This is a genomic window from Ruegeria sp. AG7 (genome assembly GCF_056541545.1).
This window is the reverse complement of record NZ_JBQFYP010000028.1, coordinates 1-26,226: the sequence shown is the minus strand read 5'-3', so window position 1 is coordinate 26,226 and position 26,226 is coordinate 1. Positions and strand designations below refer to the sequence as shown.

The following is a 26,226-nucleotide window of genomic DNA, read 5'->3' as shown; positions in this document are numbered from 1 at the left end:
ACGATGCGTTCAGTCTCTGGGCCGCTTACACCGCCGAAATGGCAGCATAACCCTACTTTTCCAATGCTTCACAATCGGCCGGCAACAACTTGGCAATACCTGGCCCGCCATCATGACCGTGCTTTTCATGAAATCGAGCACATTCAGTGGCCATTTATGCTCCTTTTCTTCCTGCTGGCTGGCGCAACGTTGAATATTGAAGCCTTTGGCTTGATGGGCTGGGTCGGTGCACTTTTCCTGATCCTGCGCATAGTGTCCCGCCTAGTTGGGGGCTATTGCGGGGCAAGAATTGGGGGCCTGCCTCGCCGTCAGGCCCCCTGGTATGGTCCCGCGTTGCTGCCGCAGGCCGGTGTCGCGGTTGGAATGGCCCTTGTAGCCGGAGAGCAATTTCCGAATTGGGCCGCGTCCATCTTGGCCTTTACCTTAGCCAGTACTGTGGCCTTCGAAGTGGTAGGGCCGCCATTGACTCTCATGTCTATCAAACACACGGCTGATACAGATTAGCAGATTAGTCAGTGACTATTCAGCCTGGATCGATTCAAGAAAGGCGAGCAAATTCGCCAACGGCAGGCCTACCATCATTGGTTGCCCATTAGGCAAAGCTAACGCGATTTGTTGGTCTGTCTCAAACACCGCACCAAAGATTGGCATTTCGCCCCCATGGGCGAGCAATTGTGAACGACCATCAATCTGTTCAGCTATTCGGCCTATAGGAAACACTCCATCGTTTTCACTCGCCAGCTTGGTGAGGTCGGGTGTTCGAATAGCAAGCATTTCGGCCATCGGCCCATCCCCAGTTGCTTCGAAACCATGGCATTGCCAGCAATACTTCCGGTACAAATCACTTCCGGCACTGACATTGACGTCCTGCGCCAGTGCAGGTGCCGTGGTGAACAAAGCCAATAAAATTCCTATAAAAAACTGCATATGCTCCTCCAATTCCCTACCTCTGATGAAGATTCAATTAAACAGTATCCCAAGGAAACTTCTTTGACCTTGCTCATGTTATTCGCTCCAGTAAGAACATTGGCGTTTCATTGGAATAGAGTTTGAGCACGCGCCAAATCTAATCCAGGCGAACATCCAATTGCGCCATCTCGACATTGACCTCACCACCTGCGTCCACAGATGATGCTCCTTCCGATACGTTCATATGCCTGAGAATTCTGCCAAAGGTGATAAGACACTCAATGCAACCATCTGAGAGCACGCAACCGAGCCGATACCACTCCGTCTGGCAGGCTGTCAGTCGCAACGTCGGAAATGAGCAAGTCTCTGCGAAGCTTCCTTTTCCGTTGTAGAAAACGGCGAACACGGTTCAGCGTGTTTTCACGTTTCTCTGGATAGTCGGTTTCCAAGTAACTGTCAGTTTCTGGAACTATCATCGAAGCAAGCCGTTTCAAACGCCGGTCCTTCGGCAACTCGATTATCCGATAATCTTGGCTACACCGGTAGAGCAGCCAATCAAGATGACCGAGGATATGGTACATACCCTTGATACTGGATATCTCTAAATCGGACCTGCTGAACAGTTTCATCTTGTCTATGTACGAGCGCGCTTCGGACACAGCAGTCTCAACGTTGTCCCCCCACAAAGTCGATTCCGTTTGGCTGAGATGTCCCCATACATGACCGAAGGTGTGCCACTTCGGCCCTTACAATTTGTTCGACTTTAGCTTTTGTTGTTTCCACAGCTATTTCTAGGATCCCAGGAATGAGAGGATCTAGAGATCTAGTTAACTCTGCACCTCTGTCGGGTAACAGCGCCTCGACAAGTCTGGCGAACGGTTTAGCGAACAGCAGGATCAGCACTACGCCTATCCAATCGCGTGAAGACATTCTACCACGCTGCAACACCGAACGTATGGCCACGTACGAGTGCTCAGAAACAGCATAATTGCAAACACTTACGATGTCTGCCCGGATTCAACCAATAACACTTATAGGTCCGCAACTCGAAAAGGCCGACCGATGATCGGCCCTCAGTGCTGTCATGTTTAAGGACAGCTGCGAACCAGCAGGCCGTCTATTTCGACGATACCTTTATCTTACGACTTGGATCCCGAGGCTTAGTCTTCGGCATTTCGATATGCAAAACGCCTTTGTCGAATGTTGCTGAAACCTTGTCGATTTCCACGGTGTCTGGCAGCGTCATGGCTCTAGAAAAGCTGCCATAGCTTCTTTCGCTGACACGCAGATCGCCCGTTTCATCATGCGCAATCTTCTTCTGACCGCGCAGGATTAGCCTGCGGTCCTTGACTTCAATTTCGACGTCATCCTCTTCGAGCCCCGGCAATTCAGCCGTAAGAATAATCGCAGAATCCGTTTCTTGGATATCAATCGCCGGTGAAATTGCACCCGTCATATCAAGAGACGGAAAACCCGTGCGTTGCGCAGCCGTTTCCATTGGTAGGAAAGGTGATCTTGCTCCAAAAAAACGCGACATCAGGGTTTCCATTTCACGTCGAAAATTGTCTGGGAGCGGATGCGTTCCAGTGAAAAGTTGCGGGGACTTTTTGTCTTCTAACATTTTTTGAACCTCCTCCTTTGGTCGGATTTCGCGCGCGTAACATTATGACAGAAAACGCGGTTAAGAACCTTGATCTTGCGCAAGCATGCAGCTTCAGCTTTTGCCAAATCGCACGAACCGGCTGAGCCAACAGAAACAAGAACCGTCAGCCAACAAACTTGCCATGTCGTGCTGAAATTAAGACCAATCTCAGTAGGCTTGATCGGAGTCCCAGGTCAGCTTAGCGTTTATCCTGAATGAGCCCGAGTTGCCTACCTTTAGCACAGTGGAACAAAGCCGTATGAAATGGCCGTATCTGGCGCTGATTTACGTTTTGCTGATCCTGGCTCCCTTGGGTTTTTCTTGGTCCTTGGGATGGCCACCGCGACCATTTCATCAAGATCTCGGGTCCGGGCTTGGAATGCTTGCATTTTCAATAATCCTGGTGGAGTTCGTCCTGTCTGGGCGGTTCCGGTTCATCTCTTGTAGTTTGGGTATGGATGTGACCATGCGGGTGCATCAGTTGATGGCGCGTACCGCACTCGGCTTTGCGCTTATACACCCGCTGCTGTATCAGGGAACGCCTTCTGGCGGACGCCGCCCGTGGGATGAAACACACCAACTTACGATTACGACCGACTTTTCTGCGCTGGTATCTGGCATCGGCGCTTATTTTTTACTGTTCATTCTGGTCGCCCCGGCAATTGCCCGTAAATCCCTTGATTACAAATACGAGACATGGCGCCTCTTACACGGGCTGGGAGCCTTGGGGATTGCCTGCCTGCTATTGCACCACACGGTATATGCTGGGCGCTACGGTGGGCATCCGCTATTGACGTATCTCTGGCTTGCCCTGACCAGTATTGCAGTTGGAGCTTCACTGTATGTCTATCTCGTTCGTCCTTTGCGTCAGAGGAAAAGGCCGTGGCACGTCACTTCTGTGTGTCGACTAACACCGAGGCAATGGGAGTTGCGCGTCAAGCCCGATGGTCACAACGGACTGACCTTCAAAGCAGGGCAGTTTGCTTGGCTAAATGTCGGCCACAGTGCCTTCTCGCTACACGAGAACCCATTCTCGATTAGTTCTGCACCGGCCGAAGGACCCGAAGTTTCATTCATGATCAAGGAGCTTGGGGATTTCACATGCGGCCTCGGAAAGATCGCTCCGCAAACCCCGGTCTATCTGGACGCCCCATACGGAAATCTGTCGATCGACCACCGTCCTGAGAAAGGCATTGTACTGATCGCAGGTGGCGTCGGGATCGCGCCGATGCTGAGCATTTTGCGTCAGACAAAGGCGAGTGGGACACGGCACGATATCAAGCTTATCTATGGCAACCGGGTCGTGGAACAGATTGCTTATCGCCAGGAGTTATCCAAGGAAGATACAGTATTTGTTCTATCCGAACCGCCAAAGGATTGGCGCGGAGAAACAGGTTTGGTCGACGGTCCCCTATTGGACCGCAATTTATCTTCTAAGCAATTTGAAAGCTGGCTTTATGTTCTCTGCGGCCCCCCTGCCATGATGGACGTCGTCGAAGATCACCTAATCGCACGTGGCACCGCGTCCTACCGGATTTTGTCTGAAAGGTTTGACTATGATTAGATTGCTCAGAAACCTGCCCGCGCGCCAACAGGTGAAGTTCTCGGTGTGGTGTATCAGTTTTACAATTTTCACCGCTGCCTTGACCTTTTCCTTAAGATAGCAAAACGGACCATTTGGCCTTGCTAGTTTCAAAATTGTCAGCCGAAACAAGCAAGTTCTCTTGGAAATAGCTGTCGTCGCGAACTTCCTCAAAATCATTCTCCGCTTGGACAGCAATTACGTACCACAACTATCCCGATATGCTCCCAAGAAACGCCTTTGATGGAGATCAAGGGCAACGCTCGCCACTTACTCATAATAAAAAATCTATTCAGGCCGATTTTGGGAGGATCGGAATGACCGTACTCATCGCCTTCGCTACCGTCGAAGGCCACACAGCAAAGATTGCGCGTTTCATCTGTAATGTCGCGAAGAATGCCGGTTTCAAAACAAACCTGATCAATACCGATGATTTCTCTGGCCACGTATCGCATGACGGTGTGGTCAAGGTTGTTCTTCTGGCCCCTGTCCACGAACGTAGGCACCCCGAGTCATTCGAGGCTTTTGTCACTTCAAACAGAGATGCCCTAACTAAACGAAAGTCTCTCGTGCTTTCCGTTGGTCTAAAAGCTTCTTTCGCGTCAGGTCGAGAAGAAGCACGCGACTATCTCAACGAAATGTTTATGCGAACAGGTTTTGAACCGAATGCGACGGCGTTGATCGCAGGCGCGGTGAGGCCCGAGAACTACGGGTATTTTGAGAGGGAGGTCCTTAAGCACGTTGTCTTGCTAGGTCGAAAAATCGATCCACAAGATGGGGCACGGGAATTTACTGACTGGGACGAACTGACGTCAATTGTAATAGATTTCCTTAGCTGAAACAGTCGGGCAAACCAGCATCAATCTCAAGCGATTTCCTAATAGCAACTGGCTGCTCCCGCATTTGCAGGTGAACATTTTTAGCTATGGCTCCCAGCAAATCACAGTCGCCGGTTCGTTTAATCAGTGTCCGAAAAGCACTGGCAACCTCGTCTGCTCTAACATTGCTTGCGTCGTTCCCCCAAAAACTGACTCACGCAAATGAGAATGCCCATAAGCGCCCATAGCAACGAGGTCGGCCCCCAATTCTCTTGCGCGTTCTTGAATGCAGTGTTCGATCGAAGCCCCACCACATGGGAACTGCGACACGGTCGCGTTGCAACCGTGATGGCTGAGCCATCCAGCAATGTCAGTTCCGGGCACTTGATCTTTTACGTCATCAGGCGACGGCAAATCAAAACACCCAATCACAACTTCGTTGGCCGCCAGAAAATAGGGTAAAGCTAAATGCGCAGCCCTAGACGAAGGCAGGCTATCATTCCATGCCAAAAAAATGCAGTCGCGTTGGGCAAACGGATCTCCATTGATCATCAGGGGGACCGGCGAATGAAACAACACTCCGCACGCGATCTTGTGAAATAAATCGGGGTCTTTTCGCAACTCAGCGTCTAGAAAAGCGATATCAGAGCAATTTGCTTGTCCTGCCACAAGATGCTGTAACTCTGCTCCAGATCCCATAAAGGCGATTACATTTGCCGGTACGCCCTGCTCGACCAGAAACGCTTCAACTTCAGTGGCGCGGGACATCAAGGCGGCATTTTGCGCGTTAAGAACATCCAACCAGTTTGAGGGAAGACCCCCCTCAACGAACCTGTTTGATCCATACTTTACGTAAGGCAGGTTAGGTAAAGCCGCGATCATTACACAAATCAAGTGGCCGTTCTGAATACGGGCAGTTTCAGCGCATTCCAAAATCGACGCGTCGTCAGCATCAACTCCTACATAATATGCCACTGTTCTGTGTTGCATTCCCGACCTCCGTCCGGAATTTCAATTCGCCCAAGAGCCATGCGCACTGATTAAACCAACAAATAGACGATGTTGTTAGTCGCTCTTCTTACTTAGGCAGCATGAAGAACTCTTCCAGCACAATCTTGCCTTCTGCCACCGAATACATTGCGATCTCGCGCAGGGTCATACGCTCACCCGTAGCCTTCTGAACCACTTCAGCCCTGAAGCGCACTCCAAAGCGGTTGGGTGGGTGGACGTAGGGGCCATCCACGTCTAGTTCTTGAATTTCGTGCGATGCCAACCAATCCCCTCTTTTTCCCTTTATGGCTTCTCGACCCTTTGCAACGCGGAATTGGCGAACTGGAGGCACAACTGCCTCTATCGACTGTGCGTTTTCAGCATACATTTCATCAACACTTCCAAGGCCCCTGCGCTTACGCATGGCCTGGACGAATGATCTTCCGAATTCAACCAACTCTTCCATGAGCACCCCCTTAATTACCAGTGACTGTACCACTTCTTGCCCACGCAAATCTTGACAAGGATCAATGAGCATTTGGGTAAATGTAATGCGGCCAACTCGCACTCACCTCTGCGAAGCCATTAGGGTCAGGATTTCGGTAACGGAGCCGTCCCAGTCAAGCTGTTTTGCGTAGCATGATTGATCCGCCATGGCGGTGTAACTTTACCTTGTTAGTGTCCGCTCTGCTTTCTGTCACGGCCTTCGATTGAGATCCTTGGGGTACATGCTTCGGGTCGTGGTCAGCGCGACGGCTGCCAACATGATGCTGGTTCGATGTATTTCCGATGTGCCCATCTCATAGGCGTGCATGACTAGATTCAGCGACGGTCCAGACCACGACATCATCGGAACCACGTCCCTGCGAGACCTCGAAGGCCTGCTATCAGGCAGGCAACAGGTGGATTAACAGACGATCAGTCCATGTTCAGTGCAGCGTCGAGCCGGAATACGGTGCCATCGACCCAAATTCGATGGAGAATGGCCAATACCGATCATGCGGATGCCGAAGGTTTTGAGGACGCCACGGATGTGACCTTCGAGGTCCTTGCGCTGCCGGATCAGCCTTTCAAGGGCACCGACAAGGCATCGCAGCCGGTCGACCTCTTCGCTGCGGATATGCACCGCAGTGAACCAGCCGGTTCGGGCGAGCTGCGCCAATCCTTCGGCATAGGTGGCGTCAGACTTGTTGAGCCGTGCCGACAAGCTCTTGTGCGCCTTGAGGGCAACAATGCAGGTCGCAGGCAGACCGAGACCGGCGAGGCCGCGCTGCAACAAGATCGACAACATTCCGCTTTCATGCACGATCCGTCGGGGCGTAAGTTCGCGGTTGCGAAACCAGCCCGCGACGCCCTGGGGATCAGCGGGACAGACGCCACGCGCTACAGTCTCAACGCTATTGGTCTATTTGGTCAGTGCCAAGCTTGGTTTGCCCGGACGAGACAGATGAAGATCGCTTCCGTTGGCTCGGGGTGTCGAGGGCACCTCCGCTCGCCGGGCCGCGCAGCGGCTGAATCAGCATTTGGTCGAGCCAGAGGTCTCGGCGTGTGCGAAACTGCTCGATGCCGATTTCCATGCCCTTATGCCCCATCTCGGGTTGCGCAACGTAAGTGCCTAGAAGTCGGTCCCACCACGGTAGATTAAACCCAAAGTTCGAGTTGGTCTCGCTTGGATCAACGGAATGGTGGACTCGGTGCATGTCTGGAGTGACGACGATCCATCTAAGTATTCGATCCACCGGACGCGGCAAGTCAATGTTTGCGTGATTGAAGAGCGCAGTAGCGTTCACGATCACCTCGAACAGGAGCACGGCGGCAGCGGGCGGCCCCAAGGTTGCTACAACCGCCAGCTTGATCCCCATCGAGATGAGAATTTCTACCGGATGGAAACGCAAGCCAGTGGTCGCGTCAAAATCGAGGTCGGCGTGATGCATCCGGTGCAGACGCCAAAGCCCCGGTACGGCGTGGAACATCACATGCTGAAGGTAGATTGCGAGATCGAGAAGCAGCATGGAGGCCACGATGGCAACCCAAACCGGCGCCTCGATGTTGTTGAAGAGCCCCCATCCGCGATCCTCGGACATAGCTGCGAGACCAACTGCGAGGATTGGAAAGGTCAGCCGCAGGATGGCGGTGTCGAGCACCACGAGCGCAAGGTTGTTTGTCCATCGGACAACGCGCGGAATATCCCGTCTTCGCCGGGGTGCGGCCACTTCCCAAAGTGCCATCGCCGCCAGGACGGATAAGAAGGCAATAAGGCGGATAGTTGGTTCAGCAGCAAGGATTGTGTCGGACATGGACATCCACTATTCGGGTTTCTGTCGCGATAGAATTGCAAGCTGTTCTAGGCGACGACCGCTCCAATGTAACGCAGACATTCAAGCGATACCATCAGAGGGCGGCTTGGGTCCGCAACTCTGCCGTTCAGCAGATTTCAGCGAACGTCCGCTGCCGAACCAGCAACTCCCGGGCCCGCAGAACCATTGCGGACGCCTGGATCTCTTCACTTTTTACGGCAACAAAGCGCATAGTTGGTCTACTCGCGGCTTCGCAGATCGCTTCCGCATCGGCCGTATCGTTCTTTTGACATTTGACGAATGGATTCACGTAGGCCGGATGGATCAGCTTGACTTCGTGACTCAAGCGACTGATCTTGCGCGGCCAATAATGCGCACTGGCACAGGCCTCCATTACAACCACGCAACGCGGCAGCTTTGCGAAGAACTCAAGGACCTGACCCCTGCGCAATTTCTTCCGAAAAACAGGATGACCTGATCCATCCGCTCCGTGCACCTGGAAAACGTCCTTCGCCAAATCCAGGCCAATCATACTAATATCTTCCATAAACGCCTCCATTCAGGTTGTTTGCAAACCTAAAATGGCACACCGAGGCCAGCGCGGGCGTCTACACCTTCAGAACCGGAGCCCAGAATCGGGCGCATTCGTCTTTTGACGAAACGGTGATCCAATTCATTTCTCGCCACTAAAAGCACGACGCAGTCAGCGTTGCCATGGCATCATTCCAGAGTAAGGTACCCGGACCGCTACAGAATGCGCCATTTGTGCTAATGTCGTAAGGTCAAAAACGGGAAGCTGCAGCTCTTCCTGAAGACGCGCGGCATATGGCGGCAAATCGGTGCACTCCAGTACCAGCGACCTGATTTCCGGTGTTTGGTGTTTTAGTCGCCGTGCTGCTTCAAGGACTTCGGCCTCGATCACATCGGTGTCCATGCGGGTCCGTGTATTCCGCAAGATCACCTCAGCGAATTCGCTGGTGTCCTCCAATCCTTGCACCGCGACGGGTATACCGGCGGCTCCGACGCCTTCGAAATGCTTTGGCGTCAAGGCTGACGCACTTGCAGTCAGCACGCCCACCGGGGCCTTGGCTCCGGTCATATGGAAGGCAAGGGGCACCTGAATCAGGCTCGATGCAAAGACAGGCACGGAAACGGCTGCGGCGAGTTCCTTTTGGAACAAAGCCAGAAACCCGCAACTTCCCGTAATGGCGCGAACGCCCTCGGCCTCAAGGCGTTTTGCGCCCTCAACAAAGGGGGCAAGCAACTCAGGCGATGGGTTGTTCAGCAGGGTCGGGACGGTGATGCCGTCGATCATTTCGTAGAGCACGGGAAACGGAAGGCTGGACGGATTCTTGATGTGTCCGGGCGGTTTGGGGAAATAGCTTTCAAGGCACAAAACCCCGATCGAAGCCCCGCAGATGTTTTGACCACCTTCGTAAATTGGCATGGTACTTGGGTCCTTTTGACTTAGAGATCTAAAATCGGGCCAGCGAGAATGGGTCCAAACTGATATTTGGACTGCGGTCAGACACGAGATCCGCCACTAGTTCCCCCGTTTTCGGTGCCATCATCAGGCCGTAGTGAGAATGCCCGAACGCAACGTAGAGCCCGTCTTTGCCATTGAGCGGCCCAATCGCAGGCAGGCTGTCAGGAAATGAGGGGCGCCGTCCCATCCAGAACTTCGCCCCACCTGTATCAAGGTCCGGCACCAAAGATTTGGCCTGATCGGTCAGTATCTTTTCTTTTCGCGGGTTGGCTGGTGCGTCTACGCTGCCAAACTCGGCCGTGCCGGCAACCCTCAGTCCGCCCAACATCGAACTTGCGACGATCTTTGCATCCACATCCATGACGGAATTGTTCAGCACAGCCGAAGGGCTCGGGAACTCGATATGATACCCCCGCTCAGCCACAAGCGGTACCGGTAGTCCGAGGGGTTTCAGCAGGTCGGCAGACCACACCCCGGCGGCAAGTACAACATGGTGCGCGTGCAACGAATCTTGCGACGTGGAAATCTGCCATCCGCTTTCCCCGGCGCGATTAATCTTGGTGACTTCGGTCCGCACGAATTCGGCACCTTGGGTACGCGCTTTTTCGGCCAGAACAGCGCCCAAACGTCCCGGTGAAGTTGCGCGCGCTTGGCCTTTGATCACGATTGCAGCCTTGAACTCATTGGACAGTGCAGGTTCCAGGCGCCGTAGTTCAGTACCGTCGACACGCTCCAACTCACCACCTTTTTCCCGACGGATCAGATAGCCAAGCCCGTCTAGGTTGGCCTCTTCCGGATTGCGGAACGCGTGAATGTAGTAGCTGTCGACGATCAGGTTCTCGTGCCCAGTGCCTTGCAAGTGCCGACGATAAAGATCAATGGACGGACGGCACAAAATCTCCATCGCATCCGAAACTTCGCGCACAGTCTTTTCGCTGGACTTACCCAGAAAGCGCAGCCCCCACGGGATCATCTTCGGCCAGAAGGATGTCCGGACCGACAACGCGCTTTTCGGATCCAACAGCATTTGAGGAAGTTTCTTCCAAATGCCGGGAACGGCCTGGGGAATGATCGACCAGGGAGACACCACACCTGCATTGCCGAATGAGGTCTCCTGCCCGGGCTCTCCCCGGTCAATCAACCGCACGGTTTTGCCACGTTCCTGCAATGACAGGGCGCAGCAGATGCCGACGATCCCGGCGCCGATAATGGTTACACGTTCAGACATGTCAGGCCGTTGCTTGAGTTCGGGTGCGGGCGATCAACTGCGTAACGATCACGGGTGACGCTACTGCCAGCGCGATCAGGTCAGCCGTTATCGTGGGCGCTACGAAGATGATCCCGGCAAAAGCCATCAGAATACGAGACAATACGTTGAGCGGTTGCAGCCAATAACCGACGACCGCCGCGGACAGGGCGATGACCCCCGCTATGCAGCTTGCCGCAGTGTATGTGAACTCCCAAAAATCGAACCCGGTGGAGGACACGAACAACAAAACCGGTGCATAGACGAATGCCATCGGCGCTATCACCTTGCCCAACCCGAGCGTAAACGCGGACAGCCCGGTGCGGAACGGATTTGAGTTGGCGATCGCAGCCGCCGCATAAGCCGATGTACAGACCGGAGGCGTAATTTCGGACACCACGCCGTAGTAGAGCACGAACAGGTGGCTTGCGATGGGCGGAACACCCAACTGGGCCAGCGCGGGCTGCGCGACAGAAACCAGCATGATGTAAAGCGCGGTGGTTGGAATACCCGCCCCCATCAAAATGCAGACGACAGCGATGAAGATCAGGGAGATGAACAGTTGCAGGTCTTCGATTGCAAACAGCTGGAAGCTGCCGAACGAGATCATATTATAAAGATCCGCCGCCAGATTACCTGCCCCTTGCGTGACCATAAATCCGATACGAAAGCCGATACCAGTGGTGTTAATCACACCCACAACGATACCCACAGCGGCGGCAGCGGCACCCACCGCCAGCGAGTATTTTACGCCCAGTTCGACAGCAGCTAGCATCTCGGGCACTTCGATACGTTTTTGCGGGTTCAGTGTGGCAGTCACAGACAGCGCGCAGAGTATCGCGGTCATTGTCAGGTCGAACCCGCCATCCGAGAACTTCCATAACACAAAGGCCAGAAACGCCGCCGCGTAAATCAGCGTTGGTGGCTGCTTGATACGCGACATACCCGCGATCACCGCCAGCGATATGCCGCAGAAGGCAGACATGAATGGCGTGTAACCGGTAAACAGCACCACCAGCAGGCCAATCAAGGGCACGATATTAGCCCAACCTTCAGCCCAGACAGCCTTGAGTTGCGGCAATTGTTCCTTTGTCAGACCCTTCAGGTTCAGCTTGCGCGCCATCAAGTGCACAACCGCGAAGACGCCAATATAGTGCAGAAGCGCTGGGAAGATCGCCGCAATGACAATAGTGGTGTAAGGCACCTCCAGGAATTCGGCCATGATAAAGGCCGCGGCCCCCATGATGGGCGGCGTGATCTGGCCGCCCGCCGAGGAAGCAGCCTCGACCCCGCCCGCGAAATGGCCGGGGTAGCCCAGGCGTTTCATGTTCGGGATGGTCAGCGCGCCGGTTGAAACCGTGTTGGCGACCGAGGACCCTGAGATCGTTCCAAAGAAAGCCGATGATACGACCGACACCTTGGCCGGACCACCTGTATAGCGACCCGCCAGAATGGTGGCATTGTCGATAAACAACTTTCCTAACCCGGTGCGCTGCGCGATCACACCAAACAAAACGAAATGGAAGACGATGGTCGAAACGACCCAAAGCGTGACGCCATAGATGCCTTCCTGCGGAAAGTACATCGACGACACGAAGGTTTTGAAGTTTACACCGGGATGCTGCAACAAGCCGGGGAAGTACGGCCCAAGCAGGGCATATGAGATAAAGACGCAGATGATCAGCGGCAGCACCCAGCCCAAAGTGCGGCGCGCGATGTCCAGTACCAGCAGGATGATGATCACACCCAATATCACATCGTAGGTGTTGGGGTTACCCATGCGGAATGTCTGTTCCTCGATCCCAAGAAAGGGAATGCCGCGCCATGCAACGCCAACATAAAGCGCAGCGACGATTCCAAGCGCCATGAAAACCAAATCGTAAAGAGGGACATTCCCAATGCGAAACTGGCTGACCTTGAGTGCATAAAGGCTCTTGGCGCCGATAATAGGGATGGTGGCATAAACCAGGATGAACAGCAGGGCCAAGTAGATACCCATGTGCCAATGGTCCGCAGGCAGGCCGAACCCAGCGGTGAAAAACTCGTAGAACGCAAAGATCAGGGCGACGACGCGCAATACCTTGCCCGTGGTGGGCGAAACTTCACGTACAGCGGCACCTTCGTCGAACTGTTCCTCAATTGCGGCCAGTTCTTCGGCCGTCAGTTCGCGGTCATCAGGTTGCTGGGTCTCGGACATGATGGCCTCCCTGTCATATTGGTGCATTTTGACAGTGCGATGCCCCCATTGAGGCATCGCGTCTGCAGGTCAGTTTTGTGAGTGGTAGGTTAAAGTAGGCCTGCTTCTTTGTAGAACTTCTCGGCCCCCGGGTGCAGCGGAACACCCAGTGCCTCTACGCCGTCCAGTGCCGTATCAGGTGTGATTTGCTTGCCTTTGGCATGGCCGTTGTCCAGCAGTTTGCGCGTGTTGTCATTCCAAAGCGCCTTGGTCAGCTGATAGACCAGATCTTCGGACAGGTCCGAAGAGACAACCAGCATCGCGCTAACCGCAGGGGTCTTGGTTTCGGTGTCGATCCCTTCATAGACGCCACCCGGAATGACCGAGGGGATATAGGCCGGGATGATCTCGTTGATCTTCGCGAGATCTTCGTCGCTGAAGGAATGCAAGTTCATGCCCTTGGTCGATGACAGTTGAACCATCGCCGCAACGGGCCAACCTGCGGCATAGAAATAGGCGTCCAGTTGACCATCCGCCAAACGCTCTGCGCTCTGGCTGTTGTTCAGCTCGGCCTCATCCATATTGTCCCGGTTTACGCCCCAGGCATCCAGCATCTGCAGCACAGCAACTTGTGTACCGGAACCGGCTTGCGCGATACCTACACGCTTGCCTTCCAGATCGCCCAGATCATTGATCGTCTGTCCTGCAGGCAGAACCAGATGCAGATCCTCCGGGAACAAGTTTGCCACAATGCGCAGCTTGGGATGCGGCTTGCCTTCGAACTTGCCTTCCCCCAGATACATCGAACGGGTGACGTCTGCAGCGGCCAGACCGGCCTCAAGCTCTCCGTTCTGAACAGCGGCGTTGTTGAAGACCGAAGCGGTGGTGGATTGTGCGATTGCAATCAGGCCCGGAACACCGCACTGGCCGCCTTCTTCACAGGGGCGCGAGCCCGGAGGGGCGGAGATACCGTTTGCGATGGTACCTCCGATAGGGAAGTAGGTTCCGCCTGCACCACCGGTCCCGATGCGGAAAAACGTTGGGTCCTGCGCCAGCGCAGGGGCGGCAAGCGCGCCCGCCAGAGCCAGTCCGGTCAAGTATTTCACAAATTTCATCATCATCTCCCTTTTTGGATGGTCAGATTCGGTTTGGCCGAATTTCGATCCTGCAAGCGTAGAGGCAAATTGCATAAAGACAAATTTATTATATTTCACAAAACTATAGTTTAGCTTATACATGACTCATGAACCTTACGCAGCTGACCGTTTTCCGTGAGGTGATGGAGACCGGCTCCATCTCTCAAACCGCCAGGAAACTGAACCGCACCCAGCCTGCGATCAGTCTGGCCTTGAAAAATCTTGAAAAGACCCTTGGCCTGACACTGTTCGAGCGAAAGGGACGGCGATTGGTACCTGTCCCCGAAGCACATTACCTTTTGGCCGAAACCGCAGGCATTCTGGACCGCCTTGCGACAATTTCCAGCACGATGGAAGGATTGATCAAGGGGCATTCCGGCAGCCTGAATATCGCGACAATGCCAGGCCCGTCCGCCTTTCTTTTCCCGCGTTTCATCAGCCAATCGGTCGGCGAGAACCCCGAGATACGTATCACATTATCTACGCGCAGTTCGCCTCAGATCATGGAGCTTGCGGGCACGCAGAATATTGATTTCGGCTTCGCAGACTTCGAGTATTCGGCCGGGAAAGAGCCTCAGTATTCAACAGAACTGATCCAGGCAGATTGTTTTTGCGCCGTTGATCGTGACAGCCCGCTTGCTTCGCGCATGACCGTTTCCATTTCCGATCTTGACGGAGCCCCGATGGGGGGATTGCATGCCGCGCACCCGTTTCAGCGCAAAATTCGGCAAGAGTTTCAGGATGTATCCGCGAATTACAATCCAACGGTGACCTGTCAGTACTTTCTTCCCTTGATACCCTTTGTGAGTTCAGGACAGTGTTATTCTATCATGGACCCATTGACCGTTGCCACTGAACAAGAGCTGAACCTGTCTAATGGAAAGGTTGTATTCTTACCGTTCGAAAAACCGCTAAGATACGAGTATGCAACCCTTGTGCCCGACCACCGACCACCGTCTCAATTGGCTTTGAAGATCAAAGCGGGTTGGAAAGCCGAAGTTTTGTCGATGTTGGAAGAGGTGAAAGCCAAACCTATTGTAGTGGGGATAGATTAAGCGAGTAGCTAACAGAACTGGATAGCTTGGACGTTACAAAACGATACTGTCGAGACGGAACTCCGGTTTGGATCAATTGCAGTAAATCACGAAACCCCGCAATGGGCCCACCGCCACGCTTAGCAACGTCCGCTTCCTGCGCTTCACTATCATTCGAGCAGCATGCCGCATCTTGTGATATTGTATAGGTATCTGATGGAATGGACATCCCCTGATCTCTCATCTGATAGGTTTTGGAGATGGATTCCACCAAGTGGTTAGCAAAATGGCGGACTTGGAGCTTGTTGGCATAGATCTGGCGAAAAATGTGTTTCAGCTTCACGGGTGCAAGTTCCTCGGGCGAAGTAGTTTTCGCAAACAACTCAGACTCAACAACCTTCTATTGTTCGTTGCTACACTACCGACGTGCACCATTGCCATGGAGGCTTGTTCCGAGAGCCACTATTGGGGGCGAGAATTTGCAGCCCTCGGACATACGTTTCGTTTGATCGCGCCCAAATATATCAAACCGTTTGTGAAAAGCAGCAAGAGTGATGCGATTGACGCTGAGGCCATGTACGAGGCAGCGCTGCGATCAACGATGCAGTTTGTGCAGGTCCGCAGCGAAGACAATCAAGCAGTGGCCCTGGCCTTCAAAGCACGAGATCTGTTGATCCGGTATTGCCAAGTTGTCTGGCGTTTCGACGACGACTAAAGGCAATGAATGAACATTCCGTCCGGCATGCCGCGCCTGAAGGGCTTTCGCTACCCTCGCGAGGTCATTGCCTACGCGGTTAGGACATACCATCGGTTTGTCCCCGGCAAACTGGTGGAGTTGGAACGTGTCGAGGCCCTGCACCTACACGAAGGCGAGCCCAGAGGAACCGAGACCGAATGGCTCGGCACTCGCGCGATCTGGAACATCTCTCGTACCGAGAACAGTGCCGTGGTCCGCTTCGAACATGTGCGTCTTGCGCCCAATCTCCACAGCCACGAGGTCTGCGAGGCCAGCTGGGGCCGCTTCGTCTTCGAAAGCCTCAAAGCCTATCTCGATACCGTGCGAGGCATACCGCACCGGGCTTTGGATTTAAGTCCAGCCAGTTAGGGCGAGCCGGGAAAGCCCGGCAGGGCCGTGGCGCAGGCGGCCCCGCGCTGGCCACCCGCCATCGTCTCGTGCCCGCCCGATCCTCAGCACCCCACGACCCGGTTCTTGCGCATTGGGTCCCACACCCGTGCCAGTAGCAAGAAACGGGTCGATTGGCCGGCGGTCGGCCCGATAGACCCATGGTCATGCAAATAAGTTGAAAGGCATGATCATGGAACTGAAGAACAAGACCGTCATTGTCACCGGCGCAAAGCTCGCCTCTTAAACCCGCTGCCACAGCGCGTTATTGTCATCCAGCCAAGACTTCGCAACAGAACCCACCACCCGTGCCAGATAAATAGTGGCACAATTGTAAGCGACTAAGACAACGTTCAAAAAGCTTTTCCTTAGACGTCTAATGGGCGAACACGAGTAGATCAAAGGCTGTTAAGCCGGTGCTTTTCAAGTATCCCGCAAAGGATAGCCTTGGCTTGGAGCCTGTGTTCCCGATGACGTTCGCGCGCCACATCCGGTCGACCTTCACTAATTGCTTGGAAAACAACCCGGTGATCTTCGTTGGATTTGACTGGTAGAGGCCTGATAAACAGCGTCGTTGTACGTGCGCGGTGAACCTGGTCGCTCACCATGGCCACAATCGCTTCTACGCGTTTGTTGCCACCCAAACGCACGAGTTCCTGATGAAACAATTCATCGGCCTCGGCCCAGGCTTCCAAATCTTCGGTTTCGATGGCTTGATCCATCTTTGCGATTGATCCTGCAAGTACCGCCAGTTCATCTTCTGAATAACCCGCTTCGGCGGCGCGCTGAGCTGCGAGACTCTCGAGTTCCGTCAGTATGTCGTAGATTTCGCGCATATCGTCTGATGAAACGGGCAGTATTCGCACACCTTTACGGGGCCGCATTTCCAGCAACCCTTTACTTTCCAACATCAGTGCAGCTTCTCGTATCGGGGTGCGAGACATGCCCAGAGTCTCAGCGAGTTCCGACTCCAGATGATCAGTCCCGGCTGCAAGTTCGCCGGACAAGATCATCCGCCGCAAGTCACTAACAGCGCGTTGTGTATTGGAAAGAGATTTGGTGTCCTGATCTTTCACAGCGTCTCCAGGTTGATCTTTCGTCCCTCCGCAGCCGAAAGATAGATCTTTTCTTCGATGCGGATCACATCCAAATAATCTCGGGCCGTGTTTTCCAGCGGCGTGCCCCGTAGAAGGCCTGAAACAACGTGACTTTGCAAGGCGTGGACGCAGTCTCCTCCAAATCCATCATTATCGCTCGGAGGTAGAATTTGTTGTCGCTCCTGTTTTCCAAAAGCGCGGAGTTCTACTGAACCGTCGCCGTTTAGAACCAGTGACCCGTTTGTTCCTTCGATAAGCGCCTCGCCCATGGTCTGACGCAGGTTATCGGCGCTGTGGTCAAGGCACCTGTTGCCATCGAACAGAGCTTTTAAACCGTTGGGATGGTCAAACAAGATGCAACCTGCGTCCTCGCCGGCGATAATTGGGTTCACTCGACGTAGGTCCGCGTAAACTGCATTGGGCGTATCGAACAAAAATCGGAACGTGTCTACCCAGTGAACCGCTGTCTCATGTACCAGAAAACGTGGCATGTCCTGAAAGTACGGCTGCCGGTCAAGGTAGGCGTGCGGTCCTTGTCCGTCGCCGGGCCGAAGCCGGAAAGTCGCTTGTAGAGGTGTTCCAATTCGACCCTCGGTCATCGCTACCTTGATCGCACGATACCAGGGCTGGAAGCGAAAATTCTCATGCACGACAATGGTTGCGCCTACTGCTTCAGCCTCGGAGACGATCTTCTCCGCTTCATCCAAAGACATGCAGAAAGGCTTTTGGCAGATCAGCCACTTGATGCCATAGCGCAGTGCCGTTCGGATGGCGTCAGCCTGCGCCACCGGTGGAAGGATGATGTCCACGAGATCTGGTTCTTCGATCTCCAGCATTTTCGACAGGTCATCGTAGGCGGTCAGCCCCGTTTTTTTCGCCTTGTTGATATCTCGGTTGCAGGATGCAATCGGAACAGCGCCGGGCATTCGGGACCAGCTTTCGTAGTGGAACTTGCTGAAGTATCCCGCTCCCACACACGCGACTTTGATGGCTTCTTTAGTATTCATGCCTGCAATGCTTCCAATACCGATGAGGCCGCGTCCCGCGTTCCCGCAGTACCGCCCAAGTCTCGCGTCAGGTTTTGACCGTTCGCAGTCACCTTTTCCACCGCTTCGCGCAAACGTTTGCCGTCGTTACACAGTTCTGGGTGATCATGGGTCAATCCCAGCCATTCAAGCATCATCGCCGCGGACAGGATCATCGCAAACGGATTAGCAATACCCTGTCCCGCAATGTCTGGAGCTGAGCCGTGGCAAGGTTGGAATACGGCGTGGTTCAACCCAATGTCTGCCGAAGGAGCCAATCCAAGACCACCCATAAGACCAGCGCCAAGGTCGGAAAGGATGTCTCCGAACATGTTCTCGGTCACCAAGACATCAAATTCCCAGGGCTTTTGGACCATCCATAGAGCGGTAGCATCAACATAAGCATGGTCTGCCTGCAAATCGGGATGGTTGGCAGCCTCAGCGTCAAACATGGATCTGAAGAACGCAAAGGCTCTGAATACATTGGCTTTGTCGACACATGTAACCCGCCCCTGGCCACGCCCGGACGCCTTTCGGTTTTTGGCGAGTTCAAACGCGAACCGGAATAGCTTTTCGGATACCTCACGCGTGATCAACAGAGTTTCGCGCGCCTCATCTTCAGTGACTTCGCCTGTTCCTTGGGTGAAGAACAATCCTTCGGTGCTTTCACGGATCAAGACAAAGTCGATCTCTTTTCCGTTGGGGAGCGACAAGGGCGTCATTTGTCTGCTGCTTACCTTTACCGGGCGCACACCGGCAAAAAGACCGAGCTGCTTCCGCAGGTCTATCTGTGGTGAAATCTCGGTTCCGTCGGGGTAGCGGACATCCGGCAAACCCATTGCAGACAGTAGTATCGCGTCAGCCTTGCGTGCCGTTTCAAGTGATCCCGGTGGAAACGATTCTCCAGTTTTTACGTAGTGGGATGCGCCTGCTGGCGCGTCTTTAAACGCTAGCTCATAGCCGGGATTGTTGCCTGAGAGCTGGCGCAGAATTTCAAGCGTAGGGGCCATAATTTCAGGACCGATTCCATCCCCGTGGAACACTGCCACATCATACTTCTTTTTCATCTTAGCCCGCTTCCTTCCCGTTTCGCATTCATAGCGCGATAGCAGCTTCCACTACAGTCCGTTGACAATGCATTCTTTAATGTATACGCAAATAAATGCAATAATAAACGCGAAGTTGTTTTGGGAGGACTTGGAAATGAAACTGAAGCTAGGGCGGTTGGCGGCCGCGGTCGTTATGGCGACGGGAATTGCTGGGGCTGCTGCTTCACAGGATTACCCCTATCGGGATATCACCACTGCTGTGGTCTGGGGGGCCGGTGGTGGCACGGACACGATCAACCGGATGATCATGGCCGAGATGGAAAAACACCTTCCGGTCTCGATCAACGTGATCAACCAAACAGGTGGGGTCGCAGGCTCCAACGGCATGGTCTACGTCATGAACCAACCAGACGATGGTTATACACTGGTCGGTCTGTCAGAGTCGAACGTCACCGCAGCTGTACAGGGTGGTTGGGATAAGAAATTTGATTTTTGGTATCCGTTTATTGTCGGCGGATCACCTGATCTGATCTCGGTTCCAGCTGACAGCCCTTACAATACTCTGGAAGAACTGGTCGACGCCGCAAAAGCTGCTCCCGGCACTATTCCAGCTGCGGCTTCCGGCGCGGGTTCGATCCACCACTTGAACCTTCTCGCCATAGAGAAAGGGTCCGGGGCAGAATTCAAGTTCGTTCCATACAAGGGCTCGGCGCCGGGGCAGGAAGCCGCAATAGCGGGTGAGGTTGCGTTGGTTGTGACCTCTCTGGCTGAGCAGGCGCCACTGATTGAAGGTGGTCAGCTGAAACCGCTTGCGATGTTGACGCCGGAAGATGCGCAAATCGCCGGGGCATCAGTGCCATCTGCCTTTGGTATTTATGACGGTCTGGATCAATACCTGCCGCTTAAACAAGCCATCGGATTTGCCGTTCACAGTTCGGCCGGAGATGACGTTAAGGCAGCCCTCGGCGATGCGTTCGAGAAGGCGATTGCGTCCGACACCGTCGCTGAATGGGCCGCGGCCAACAATTACGATGTCGGTGGCCAACACGGCAAAGAGGCTCAAGAACTGTTTGCAAACCTCGAGGCTACCTTTGCCTATACTTTGCTGGATCTGGGCGCTGCCACAGTCGATCCGGCCTCGCTGGGTATCGAGAAGCCCTGACCGGGCGGCTTTGAAAGGGCGCGTTTCACCGCGCCCTTTCTTACAGGAGGCAGAAAATGAGCAAGGTCGACGAAACACTGGTCATGCGGTCACGCGACTTCTGGGCTTCGGTTGTTCTGATAGCAGTGTCCGTCTTTTTCCTTTGGAAGACGTTGGACATTCCCCTTTGGGGTGAAAACCGCGCGGGTGTAAGTGGATCGGATTGGTACAACTCGGCTGCAATTGTACCGCTGTTCATCTTCGGTGGACTACTTGTCTTGTCCTTTGTGTTGCTGGCTATTTCGATCCGCTCAGGTGGAGCCCAAAACGCGCTCAGTGCTTTGGGCATCGGATGGGATAACTCGGAAGCCTATCGAGCTTCAACAATAGGCCTGATCCTTCTCGCATATGTCGCCGGGTTGGTTCCCCGAGTAGACTTTATTTTGTGCTCGGGATTGCTGATTACAGCACTGACCTACGGATACTACGGAGGTCACGCACGTCGTGCCTTGGTGGCCTGCATCGCCGTCGTCGTCGCCGGACTGTTTGCATTCGCCTTGTTTCCCGCGCAGGCGGCGTGGAATGCACATGGTGATGATTGGTTCACATTGGTCCTCTGGGCCGCTCTAACCCTTTTGGTGCTGACCAAAGCGTCTTCCGAACCAGTTTTGCGGGTCGTTCCTTTCATCGCGATATTGGCCCCGCTCGTCCTTGTTTGTGCGATGGCCTTTGTATTCCGACAGAACGTGCCTGCGCGCGGCGGGCTGATCTTCAAGCAAATCGAATACCACTACTACGTGACGCTTCGTCCGTTATGGAAAGACTGACCGGATGGACTTTATCCTTTCGCAACTGGCTGGATTTGGAACTGCCTTCGTTGGTCTGGCAGTGGACCCGCTGACCTATCTATACTTGATCGCATCCGTGTTCCTGGGCATCACGTTCGGCGCATTGCCCGGCCTAACGGCAACGCTGGCTGTGACGATCCTGACAGGTTTCTTCGGCAACAAGATTCCATTGGACTATTCGCTCATTGCCTTGCTCGGGGCCTATGTCGGCGCGATTTACGGCGGCTCTTACCCCTCAATCCTGTTGAACATACCGGGCACAGCAGCCAGCGCGGCGACGGCCATGGATGGCTACCCCTTGGCGAAAGCGGGTCGAGGGGGCGAAGCACTTGGGCTGACCACGACGGCCAGTTTCATTGGCACAGTTATCGGGACCATCACGCTTTTGATTTTTGTCTGGGCGTTGCTATTGGTCTCAAAGAGCATCGCAAGCCCGGAGAAAGCACTTCTTGCCCTTTTCGGCATTCTGCTTTCTGGCACTTTGATGAGCGAAGACCTGGTGATTAAGGGATGGATCGCCGGTCTGATCGGGCTTGCGATGTCCATGGTAGGGCTCGACCCATTGTTGTCAGAACCGCGCTATACCTTCGGTTGGTCTTACCTGATGAGCGGGTTTCAAGTCGTTCCAGTTTTGATGGGGGCTTTTGCGATCCCTCAAGTCATCGACGGTTTGCGGCACGTTGAGGCCGGGAAAATTCTGGCCCTGAAAGGCCGTATTCTTCCAAACCTTCGCTCTATTCGACGCTACCTGCCCACCATTGGCCGGTCAGGCGTGATCGGGACCGGGGTAGGAGCACTTCCCGGCGTTGGCGAAGATGTCGCAGGCTGGGTCAGCTACGGTGTCGGCAAGACTGTTTCTGCCGAGGGCGATAAATTCGGGAAAGGCTCCTTGGAAGGTCTGCTGTGCTCTGAAACTGCAAACAACGCCTGTATTGGCGGCGCGCTGATCCCGCTTTTGGTGTTGGGCATTCCCGGTTCACCACCCGCCGCCGCTTTGATGGGGGCTTTCAAAATCAACAACGTAATCCCGGGTCCGACGATAGATCCCGAGATCATTCTGCGTGTAGTCGCGATCCTTGTGCTGGCCTCCCTGACAATGTTCCTGATGGGGCTTTTTACCGCTCGGGTCTTTATCAAAATACTCGCCATCCCGCAGACCATCTTCTTGCCAGTCGTGATGGTTCTGACAACAATCGGGTCTTTCAGCGTCGGTGGCGGCATCAATGATCTTTACCTGATGCTTGGCGTCGGCGCCGTTGCCTATTTCATGAACCTCATGAAGTACCCAATCGCTCCGCTGGTTATTGGGGTTATCTTGGGAAGTCTGTTTGATGAAACCTTCCGCCGGTCGCTGTTCCTGTCGGACGGGGACCTTTCGGTCTTCTTTTCACGGCCCGGTGCGGCCATTCTGCTGGTGCTCAACATTGGTCTGATCCTCAGCCAATTGCCCGTTGCGAAGCGCGCTTTCTCACGTCTGAAAGGACTTTCTGTTTGATGTTTGTGGTTACTGTCACCTTCACTCTTAAGCCCGGTAAGAGAGACATCTTTTTGCCGCTGATGGTCGAAAACGCATCCACCTCTTTGCGTGAAGAACCCGGATGCCAGCAGTTTGACGTTTGCCTCGGCGACGATCCCGAGGCAGTTTTCCTCTATGAGGTTTATGATGACAGCGTGGCGTTCTCCGCCCACCTAGAAAGCGCGCATTTCAAATCCTTCGATGCGGCTGTGGCTGATATGATCGCTACGAAGACAGTTCACCAGTATTCCGAGGTCATCCGATGAATGATTGGGAAATTCACGCCGTGAAATACGCGGATCGCAATGCCCGCACTCGACGCGATAGCTTCATCTTAGATGACAATCACGACGCGCCTCATGCGATGGATTATTTCGTTTGGGTATTGAAACGCGGCAATGAAGTCATTCTGGTCGATACCGGCTACGACGCCGATGAGGCCGCCGCCCGTGATCGCCCGATCGCGATGGACCCTCGCGAGGCTCTGCGCCCCTTGGACATCACGCCGGAAGCGGTGACAGACATCATTGTGACCCATCTTCATTATGACCATGCGGGGGGACTGCATATGTTCCAGAACGCGAAGTTGCACATGCAATCGGCGGAAATGGCCTTCGCCACTGGTCCCTGCATGTGCCACGACCACCTGCGCGCGCCTTTCACTGCGGGCCATATTTGCGAGGCCGTAAAACGCCTCTATTCAGGTAAGGTCGTGTTCTACGATGGAGAGGCCGAGATTGCAGATGGGGTGACCGTGCATTGTATCGGCGGGCATTCGCGCGGGTTGCAATGCGTTCGTGTAAGAACGACAGCCGGGTGGATGGTTCTGGCCTCTGACGCCTCGCATTACTATGAGAATTTCATGGCGCGCAAAGCTTTTCCCATCGTCGTCGATTTGCAAGACATGATGGATGGTTTCGAGACCCTGGAGAGGTTGGCCTCGCATCCTCGACTTATCGTGCCCGGCCATGATCCACTTGTGCGTGAGATTTTTCCCGTCGGTACGGCACCGCATATCCATAGGCTGGATCCAGGGCCGACGAGGGACATTGAAATATGAAAATCGGCGTCATAGCGGACGACTTTACCGGTGCGAGTGATATAGCGAACACCCTGGCAAAGGGCGTGGAGCCGGAAGGTGGATTACGAACGGCTCAGTTTCCGGGTATTCCGACTGCCCCGGCGGACATGGAGATTGAAGCGGGTGTGATTTCGCTCAAAAGCCGCACCGCACCTATCGAGGAAGCCGTAGCAGACAGCTTGCGTGCTTTGCGGTGGCTCGCGGATCAAGGTTGCCAGCAGTTCATTTTCAAGTATTGCTCCACCTTCGATTCCACGTTGGAGGGAAATATCGGCCCCGTTGCGGAAGCGCTTGCCGACCAACTGGGCGCGCAAAAGGTGGTGTTTTGTCCAGCTTTTCCGACAACAGGGCGCACCGTCTATCACGGTCATCTATTTGTGCTCGGCAAGCTGTTGCACGAATCCGGGATGGAAAATCACCCTCTCACTCCGATGACGGATGCGAACATCAAGCGCTGGTTGCAGCATCAATCCGATGAAGCGGTTGGGTTGGTGCCAATTGACACTGTGAAGCAAGGGCCAGAGGCAATTGCTGATGCATTGCAGAACGCAGACGAGCGCTTTGTGATCGGTGATGCGATCTCGGACGAGGATTTGCTGGCCTGGGGCGAAGCTCTAAAGGATGCCAAGCTCATTACCGGGGGATCGGGGATAGCGCTGGGGCTACCCAGAAACTTCTTAGAAGAGACTTCATCCAAAAGTTCTAGCAGAGTGTTTTCCGGTATAGCAGGGCCAGCCGCTATCATTGCTGGATCTTGTTCAGGTGCGACCCGTGGGCAGATCGATGTTCATGCGGAATCCCACCCGACATTCGCCATTGATGTGCCGGGCGTCATGTCCGGGGATGTGACCGCGCAAACGCTTCTGGATTTTTTTGAAGCGCATCCGGGTCAGGCGCCGCTCGCATACTCATCTGGAAGCCCAGATGATGTGCGTGCGATCCAAAGTCAGTTCGGTCAGGAAGCGGTTGCAGAAAAACTGGACAATCTCTTTGCAGATACCGCGCGAAAACTTGTCCAAAAGGGCTACAAGCGATTGGTGGTGGCCGGGGGGGAAACATCCGGCGCTGTCGCCAAGGCCGTGTCTGAGGCACTGGGGTCACCAGCCATGTCAATTGGGCCAGAGATTGACCCGGGCGTACCTGTCCTGAGCGTTGGAAAAACTGAACCCATTGCGCTGGCTTTGAAATCTGGAAACTTTGGCGCTCCGGACTTCTTCGCAAAATCCCTCAGAATGATGGAGGCAGGCAAATGAGTTCTGAAGAACTGGCGCTGCGACGGCAGATGTCGGAACTGTGTGCTTCGCTGTTTGCACGTGGATTTTCCGTCGGTACTGCGGGCAACGTCTCCACACGTCTGCAAGACGGAATCCTCATGACGCCAACCAATTCGACTTTGGGGGATATCGACCCCGAACGCATCGCCAAGATTGATCTGGATGGGAACCACGTCTCCGGAGACAAGCCAACCAAAGAGGTTTTTCTGCATCAAGCCTTCTATGAGACGAGACCAGAAGCAGGTGCCGTGGTTCATCTGCACTCGACCTGGGCCACCGCTCTGTCCTGTCTGGAAGACACCGATCCAGATGACTGTGTTCCACCGCTTACGCCGTACGTGGTCATGCGCGTTGGCACGGTCAAACTGGTTCCATACGTTAAGCCGGGCGACCCGAAGTCCGGTGATTTGATCCGCGAACTGGGCGGCAAACATAGTGCTGTTCTGCTGGCCAATCACGGACCCGTCGTCTCAGGAAAAAACCTCTTCTCAGCGGTCTGTGCAGCAGAAGAGCTGGAAGAAACGGCCAAGTTGCTTGTGGCACTGCGGGGAATGCCAACCCGATTATTGGATGCAGCACAAGTCGCAGAAATCAAGGAAACTTTCGGAGGGATTTAAACCGACTCTAAAATGGTGAATGTGCAATCTGTCTGACGTCAGCGCCTACCGGACAGATTTAGGGGTTTGAGCAACGGAGGATTTCTGGTTCATCGAAGCCATTATGGAGCGAAGATGAATAAGAAATCCGGAACATCAA

25 protein-coding genes and 2 pseudogenes are annotated in these 26,226 nt (G+C 54.2%); 13 read left to right on the top strand and 14 right to left on the bottom strand.

Annotation, left to right across the window (positions count from 1 at the left end; translation table 11 throughout):
• On the top strand, window positions 1–504 hold a 504-nt coding region (locus ACR0BF_RS19705), incomplete at its 5' end, for a cation:proton antiporter (protein ID WP_480625617.1).
• A 15-nt stretch (window positions 505–519) separates the two neighbouring features.
• Here the strand turns inward: ACR0BF_RS19705 and ACR0BF_RS19700 are convergent.
• Window positions 520–927 (bottom strand): c-type cytochrome, encoded by a 408-nt coding sequence (locus tag ACR0BF_RS19700; protein WP_480625616.1) that lies wholly within the window; start codon window positions 925–927, stop codon window positions 520–522.
• Between the two features lie 1,099 nt (window positions 928–2,026).
• Window positions 2,027–2,530 carry an Hsp20/alpha crystallin family protein gene (locus tag ACR0BF_RS19695; protein ID WP_480521451.1) on the bottom strand — a complete coding sequence of 168 codons (504 nt, stop codon included), beginning with the start codon at window positions 2,528–2,530 and terminating at the stop codon, window positions 2,027–2,029.
• Window positions 2,531–2,810: 280 nt separating this feature from the next.
• Between ACR0BF_RS19695 and ACR0BF_RS19690 the strand changes: the two genes are divergently transcribed.
• Both ACR0BF_RS19690 and ACR0BF_RS19685 read left to right on the top strand, forming a co-directional pair.
• Window positions 2,811–4,115: a ferredoxin reductase family protein gene (locus tag ACR0BF_RS19690; RefSeq protein ID WP_480625615.1), complete on the top strand. Its 1,305-nt coding sequence runs from the start codon at window positions 2,811–2,813 to the stop codon at window positions 4,113–4,115.
• Window positions 4,116–4,450: 335 nt separating this feature from the next.
• Entirely contained in the window at window positions 4,451–4,972 is a 522-nt protein-coding gene (locus ACR0BF_RS19685) for a flavodoxin domain-containing protein (protein WP_480625614.1), read from the top strand.
• A 123-nt stretch (window positions 4,973–5,095) separates the two neighbouring features.
• Here the strand turns inward: ACR0BF_RS19685 and ACR0BF_RS19680 are convergent, their stop codons facing one another.
• The 9 genes and pseudogenes from ACR0BF_RS19680 to ACR0BF_RS19640 all read right to left on the bottom strand — a co-directional run bounded on the left by ACR0BF_RS19680 (window position 5,096) and on the right by ACR0BF_RS19640 (window position 14,261).
• The gene (locus tag ACR0BF_RS19680; RefSeq protein ID WP_480521445.1) at window positions 5,096–5,941 is read right to left on the bottom strand and encodes a universal stress protein; all 846 of its coding nucleotides are present in this window, start codon (window positions 5,939–5,941) and stop codon (window positions 5,096–5,098) included.
• A gap of 88 nt (window positions 5,942–6,029) precedes the next feature.
• Entirely contained in the window at window positions 6,030–6,407 is a 378-nt protein-coding gene (locus tag ACR0BF_RS19675; protein ID WP_480521443.1) for a SnoaL-like domain-containing protein, read from the bottom strand.
• A 441-nt stretch (window positions 6,408–6,848) separates the two neighbouring features.
• Window positions 6,849–7,247, bottom strand: a complete 399-nt coding sequence (locus ACR0BF_RS19670; RefSeq protein ID WP_480521441.1) for an IS110 family transposase — start codon at window positions 7,245–7,247, stop codon at window positions 6,849–6,851.
• A 91-nt stretch (window positions 7,248–7,338) separates the two neighbouring features.
• Window positions 7,339–8,238, bottom strand: a complete 900-nt coding sequence (locus ACR0BF_RS19665; protein ID WP_480625613.1) for a sterol desaturase family protein — start codon at window positions 8,236–8,238, stop codon at window positions 7,339–7,341.
• A gap of 145 nt (window positions 8,239–8,383) precedes the next feature.
• Window positions 8,384–8,785 (bottom strand): annotated as a pseudogene (locus tag ACR0BF_RS19660) (IS110 family RNA-guided transposase); the annotation flags it as partial.
• A 156-nt stretch (window positions 8,786–8,941) separates the two neighbouring features.
• A complete protein-coding gene (locus ACR0BF_RS19655) occupies window positions 8,942–9,685 on the bottom strand; it encodes an aspartate/glutamate racemase family protein (protein ID WP_480625612.1) in 744 nt (247 codons plus the stop codon).
• 28 nt (window positions 9,686–9,713) lie between these two features.
• Window positions 9,714–10,952 carry an NAD(P)/FAD-dependent oxidoreductase gene (locus ACR0BF_RS19650; RefSeq protein WP_480625611.1) on the bottom strand — a complete coding sequence of 413 codons (1,239 nt, stop codon included), beginning with the start codon at window positions 10,950–10,952 and terminating at the stop codon, window positions 9,714–9,716.
• 1 nt (window position 10,953) lies between these two features.
• The gene (locus ACR0BF_RS19645; RefSeq protein WP_480625610.1) at window positions 10,954–13,167 is read right to left on the bottom strand and encodes a TRAP transporter permease; all 2,214 of its coding nucleotides are present in this window, start codon (window positions 13,165–13,167) and stop codon (window positions 10,954–10,956) included.
• 89 nt (window positions 13,168–13,256) lie between these two features.
• Window positions 13,257–14,261 (bottom strand): TAXI family TRAP transporter solute-binding subunit, encoded by a 1,005-nt coding sequence (locus ACR0BF_RS19640; RefSeq protein WP_480473597.1) that lies wholly within the window; start codon window positions 14,259–14,261, stop codon window positions 13,257–13,259.
• Window positions 14,262–14,389: 128 nt separating this feature from the next.
• On the opposite strand from ACR0BF_RS19640, the gene ACR0BF_RS19635 reads away from it, so the two are divergent.
• The 3 genes and pseudogenes from ACR0BF_RS19635 to ACR0BF_RS19625 form a co-directional block, all read left to right on the top strand.
• A complete protein-coding gene (locus ACR0BF_RS19635) occupies window positions 14,390–15,337 on the top strand; it encodes a LysR family transcriptional regulator (RefSeq protein WP_480473598.1) in 948 nt (315 codons plus the stop codon).
• A 265-nt stretch (window positions 15,338–15,602) separates the two neighbouring features.
• A complete protein-coding gene (locus tag ACR0BF_RS19630; RefSeq protein WP_480607809.1) occupies window positions 15,603–16,031 on the top strand; it encodes a transposase in 429 nt (142 codons plus the stop codon).
• Window positions 16,032–16,040: 9 nt separating this feature from the next.
• Window positions 16,041–16,130: pseudogene (locus ACR0BF_RS19625) on the top strand (IS6 family transposase); the annotation flags it as partial.
• A gap of 707 nt (window positions 16,131–16,837) precedes the next feature.
• Here the strand turns inward: ACR0BF_RS19625 and ACR0BF_RS19620 are convergent.
• From ACR0BF_RS19620 to ACR0BF_RS19610, 3 genes are read right to left on the bottom strand one after another with little or no spacing between them, the layout of a single operon-like run.
• On the bottom strand, window positions 16,838–17,515 hold the full coding sequence (locus tag ACR0BF_RS19620) for a GntR family transcriptional regulator (RefSeq protein ID WP_480607807.1): 678 nt from the start codon (window positions 17,513–17,515) through the stop codon (window positions 16,838–16,840).
• Window positions 17,512–18,543 (bottom strand): Gfo/Idh/MocA family protein, encoded by a 1,032-nt coding sequence (locus ACR0BF_RS19615; RefSeq protein WP_480625609.1) that lies wholly within the window; start codon window positions 18,541–18,543, stop codon window positions 17,512–17,514. The genes ACR0BF_RS19620 and ACR0BF_RS19615 overlap by 4 nt, the downstream gene beginning before the upstream one ends.
• A complete protein-coding gene (locus ACR0BF_RS19610) occupies window positions 18,540–19,628 on the bottom strand; it encodes an isocitrate/isopropylmalate dehydrogenase family protein (protein ID WP_480607802.1) in 1,089 nt (362 codons plus the stop codon). Before ACR0BF_RS19610 ends, ACR0BF_RS19615 begins: the two co-directional genes overlap by 4 nt.
• 136 nt (window positions 19,629–19,764) lie before the next feature.
• Between ACR0BF_RS19610 and ACR0BF_RS19605 the strand changes: the two genes are divergently transcribed.
• Genes ACR0BF_RS19605 through otnC form a run of 7 tightly spaced genes read left to right on the top strand, consistent with a single transcriptional unit; the run spans window position 19,765 to window position 26,087 of the window.
• Window positions 19,765–20,772, top strand: coding sequence for a Bug family tripartite tricarboxylate transporter substrate binding protein (locus tag ACR0BF_RS19605; RefSeq protein WP_480607800.1), 1,008 nt, complete (start codon window positions 19,765–19,767; stop codon window positions 20,770–20,772).
• Between the two features lie 56 nt (window positions 20,773–20,828).
• A complete protein-coding gene (locus ACR0BF_RS19600; RefSeq protein ID WP_480607798.1) occupies window positions 20,829–21,578 on the top strand; it encodes a hypothetical protein in 750 nt (249 codons plus the stop codon).
• 4 nt (window positions 21,579–21,582) lie between these two features.
• Window positions 21,583–23,094, top strand: coding sequence for a tripartite tricarboxylate transporter permease (locus ACR0BF_RS19595; RefSeq protein WP_480625608.1), 1,512 nt, complete (start codon window positions 21,583–21,585; stop codon window positions 23,092–23,094).
• A complete protein-coding gene (locus ACR0BF_RS19590) occupies window positions 23,094–23,381 on the top strand; it encodes a putative quinol monooxygenase (protein WP_480607792.1) in 288 nt (95 codons plus the stop codon). Before ACR0BF_RS19595 ends, ACR0BF_RS19590 begins: the two co-directional genes overlap by 1 nt.
• Window positions 23,378–24,175 (top strand): N-acyl homoserine lactonase family protein, encoded by a 798-nt coding sequence (locus tag ACR0BF_RS19585; RefSeq protein ID WP_480607789.1) that lies wholly within the window; start codon window positions 23,378–23,380, stop codon window positions 24,173–24,175. Before ACR0BF_RS19590 ends, ACR0BF_RS19585 begins: the two co-directional genes overlap by 4 nt.
• Window positions 24,172–25,449 (top strand): 3-oxo-tetronate kinase, encoded by a 1,278-nt coding sequence (otnK, locus tag ACR0BF_RS19580; RefSeq protein WP_480625607.1) that lies wholly within the window; start codon window positions 24,172–24,174, stop codon window positions 25,447–25,449. Before ACR0BF_RS19585 ends, otnK begins: the two co-directional genes overlap by 4 nt.
• A complete protein-coding gene (gene otnC / locus ACR0BF_RS19575) occupies window positions 25,446–26,087 on the top strand; it encodes a 3-oxo-tetronate 4-phosphate decarboxylase (protein WP_480607783.1) in 642 nt (213 codons plus the stop codon). Before otnK ends, otnC begins: the two co-directional genes overlap by 4 nt.
• The last annotated feature ends 139 nt before the right edge of the window (window positions 26,088–26,226 follow it).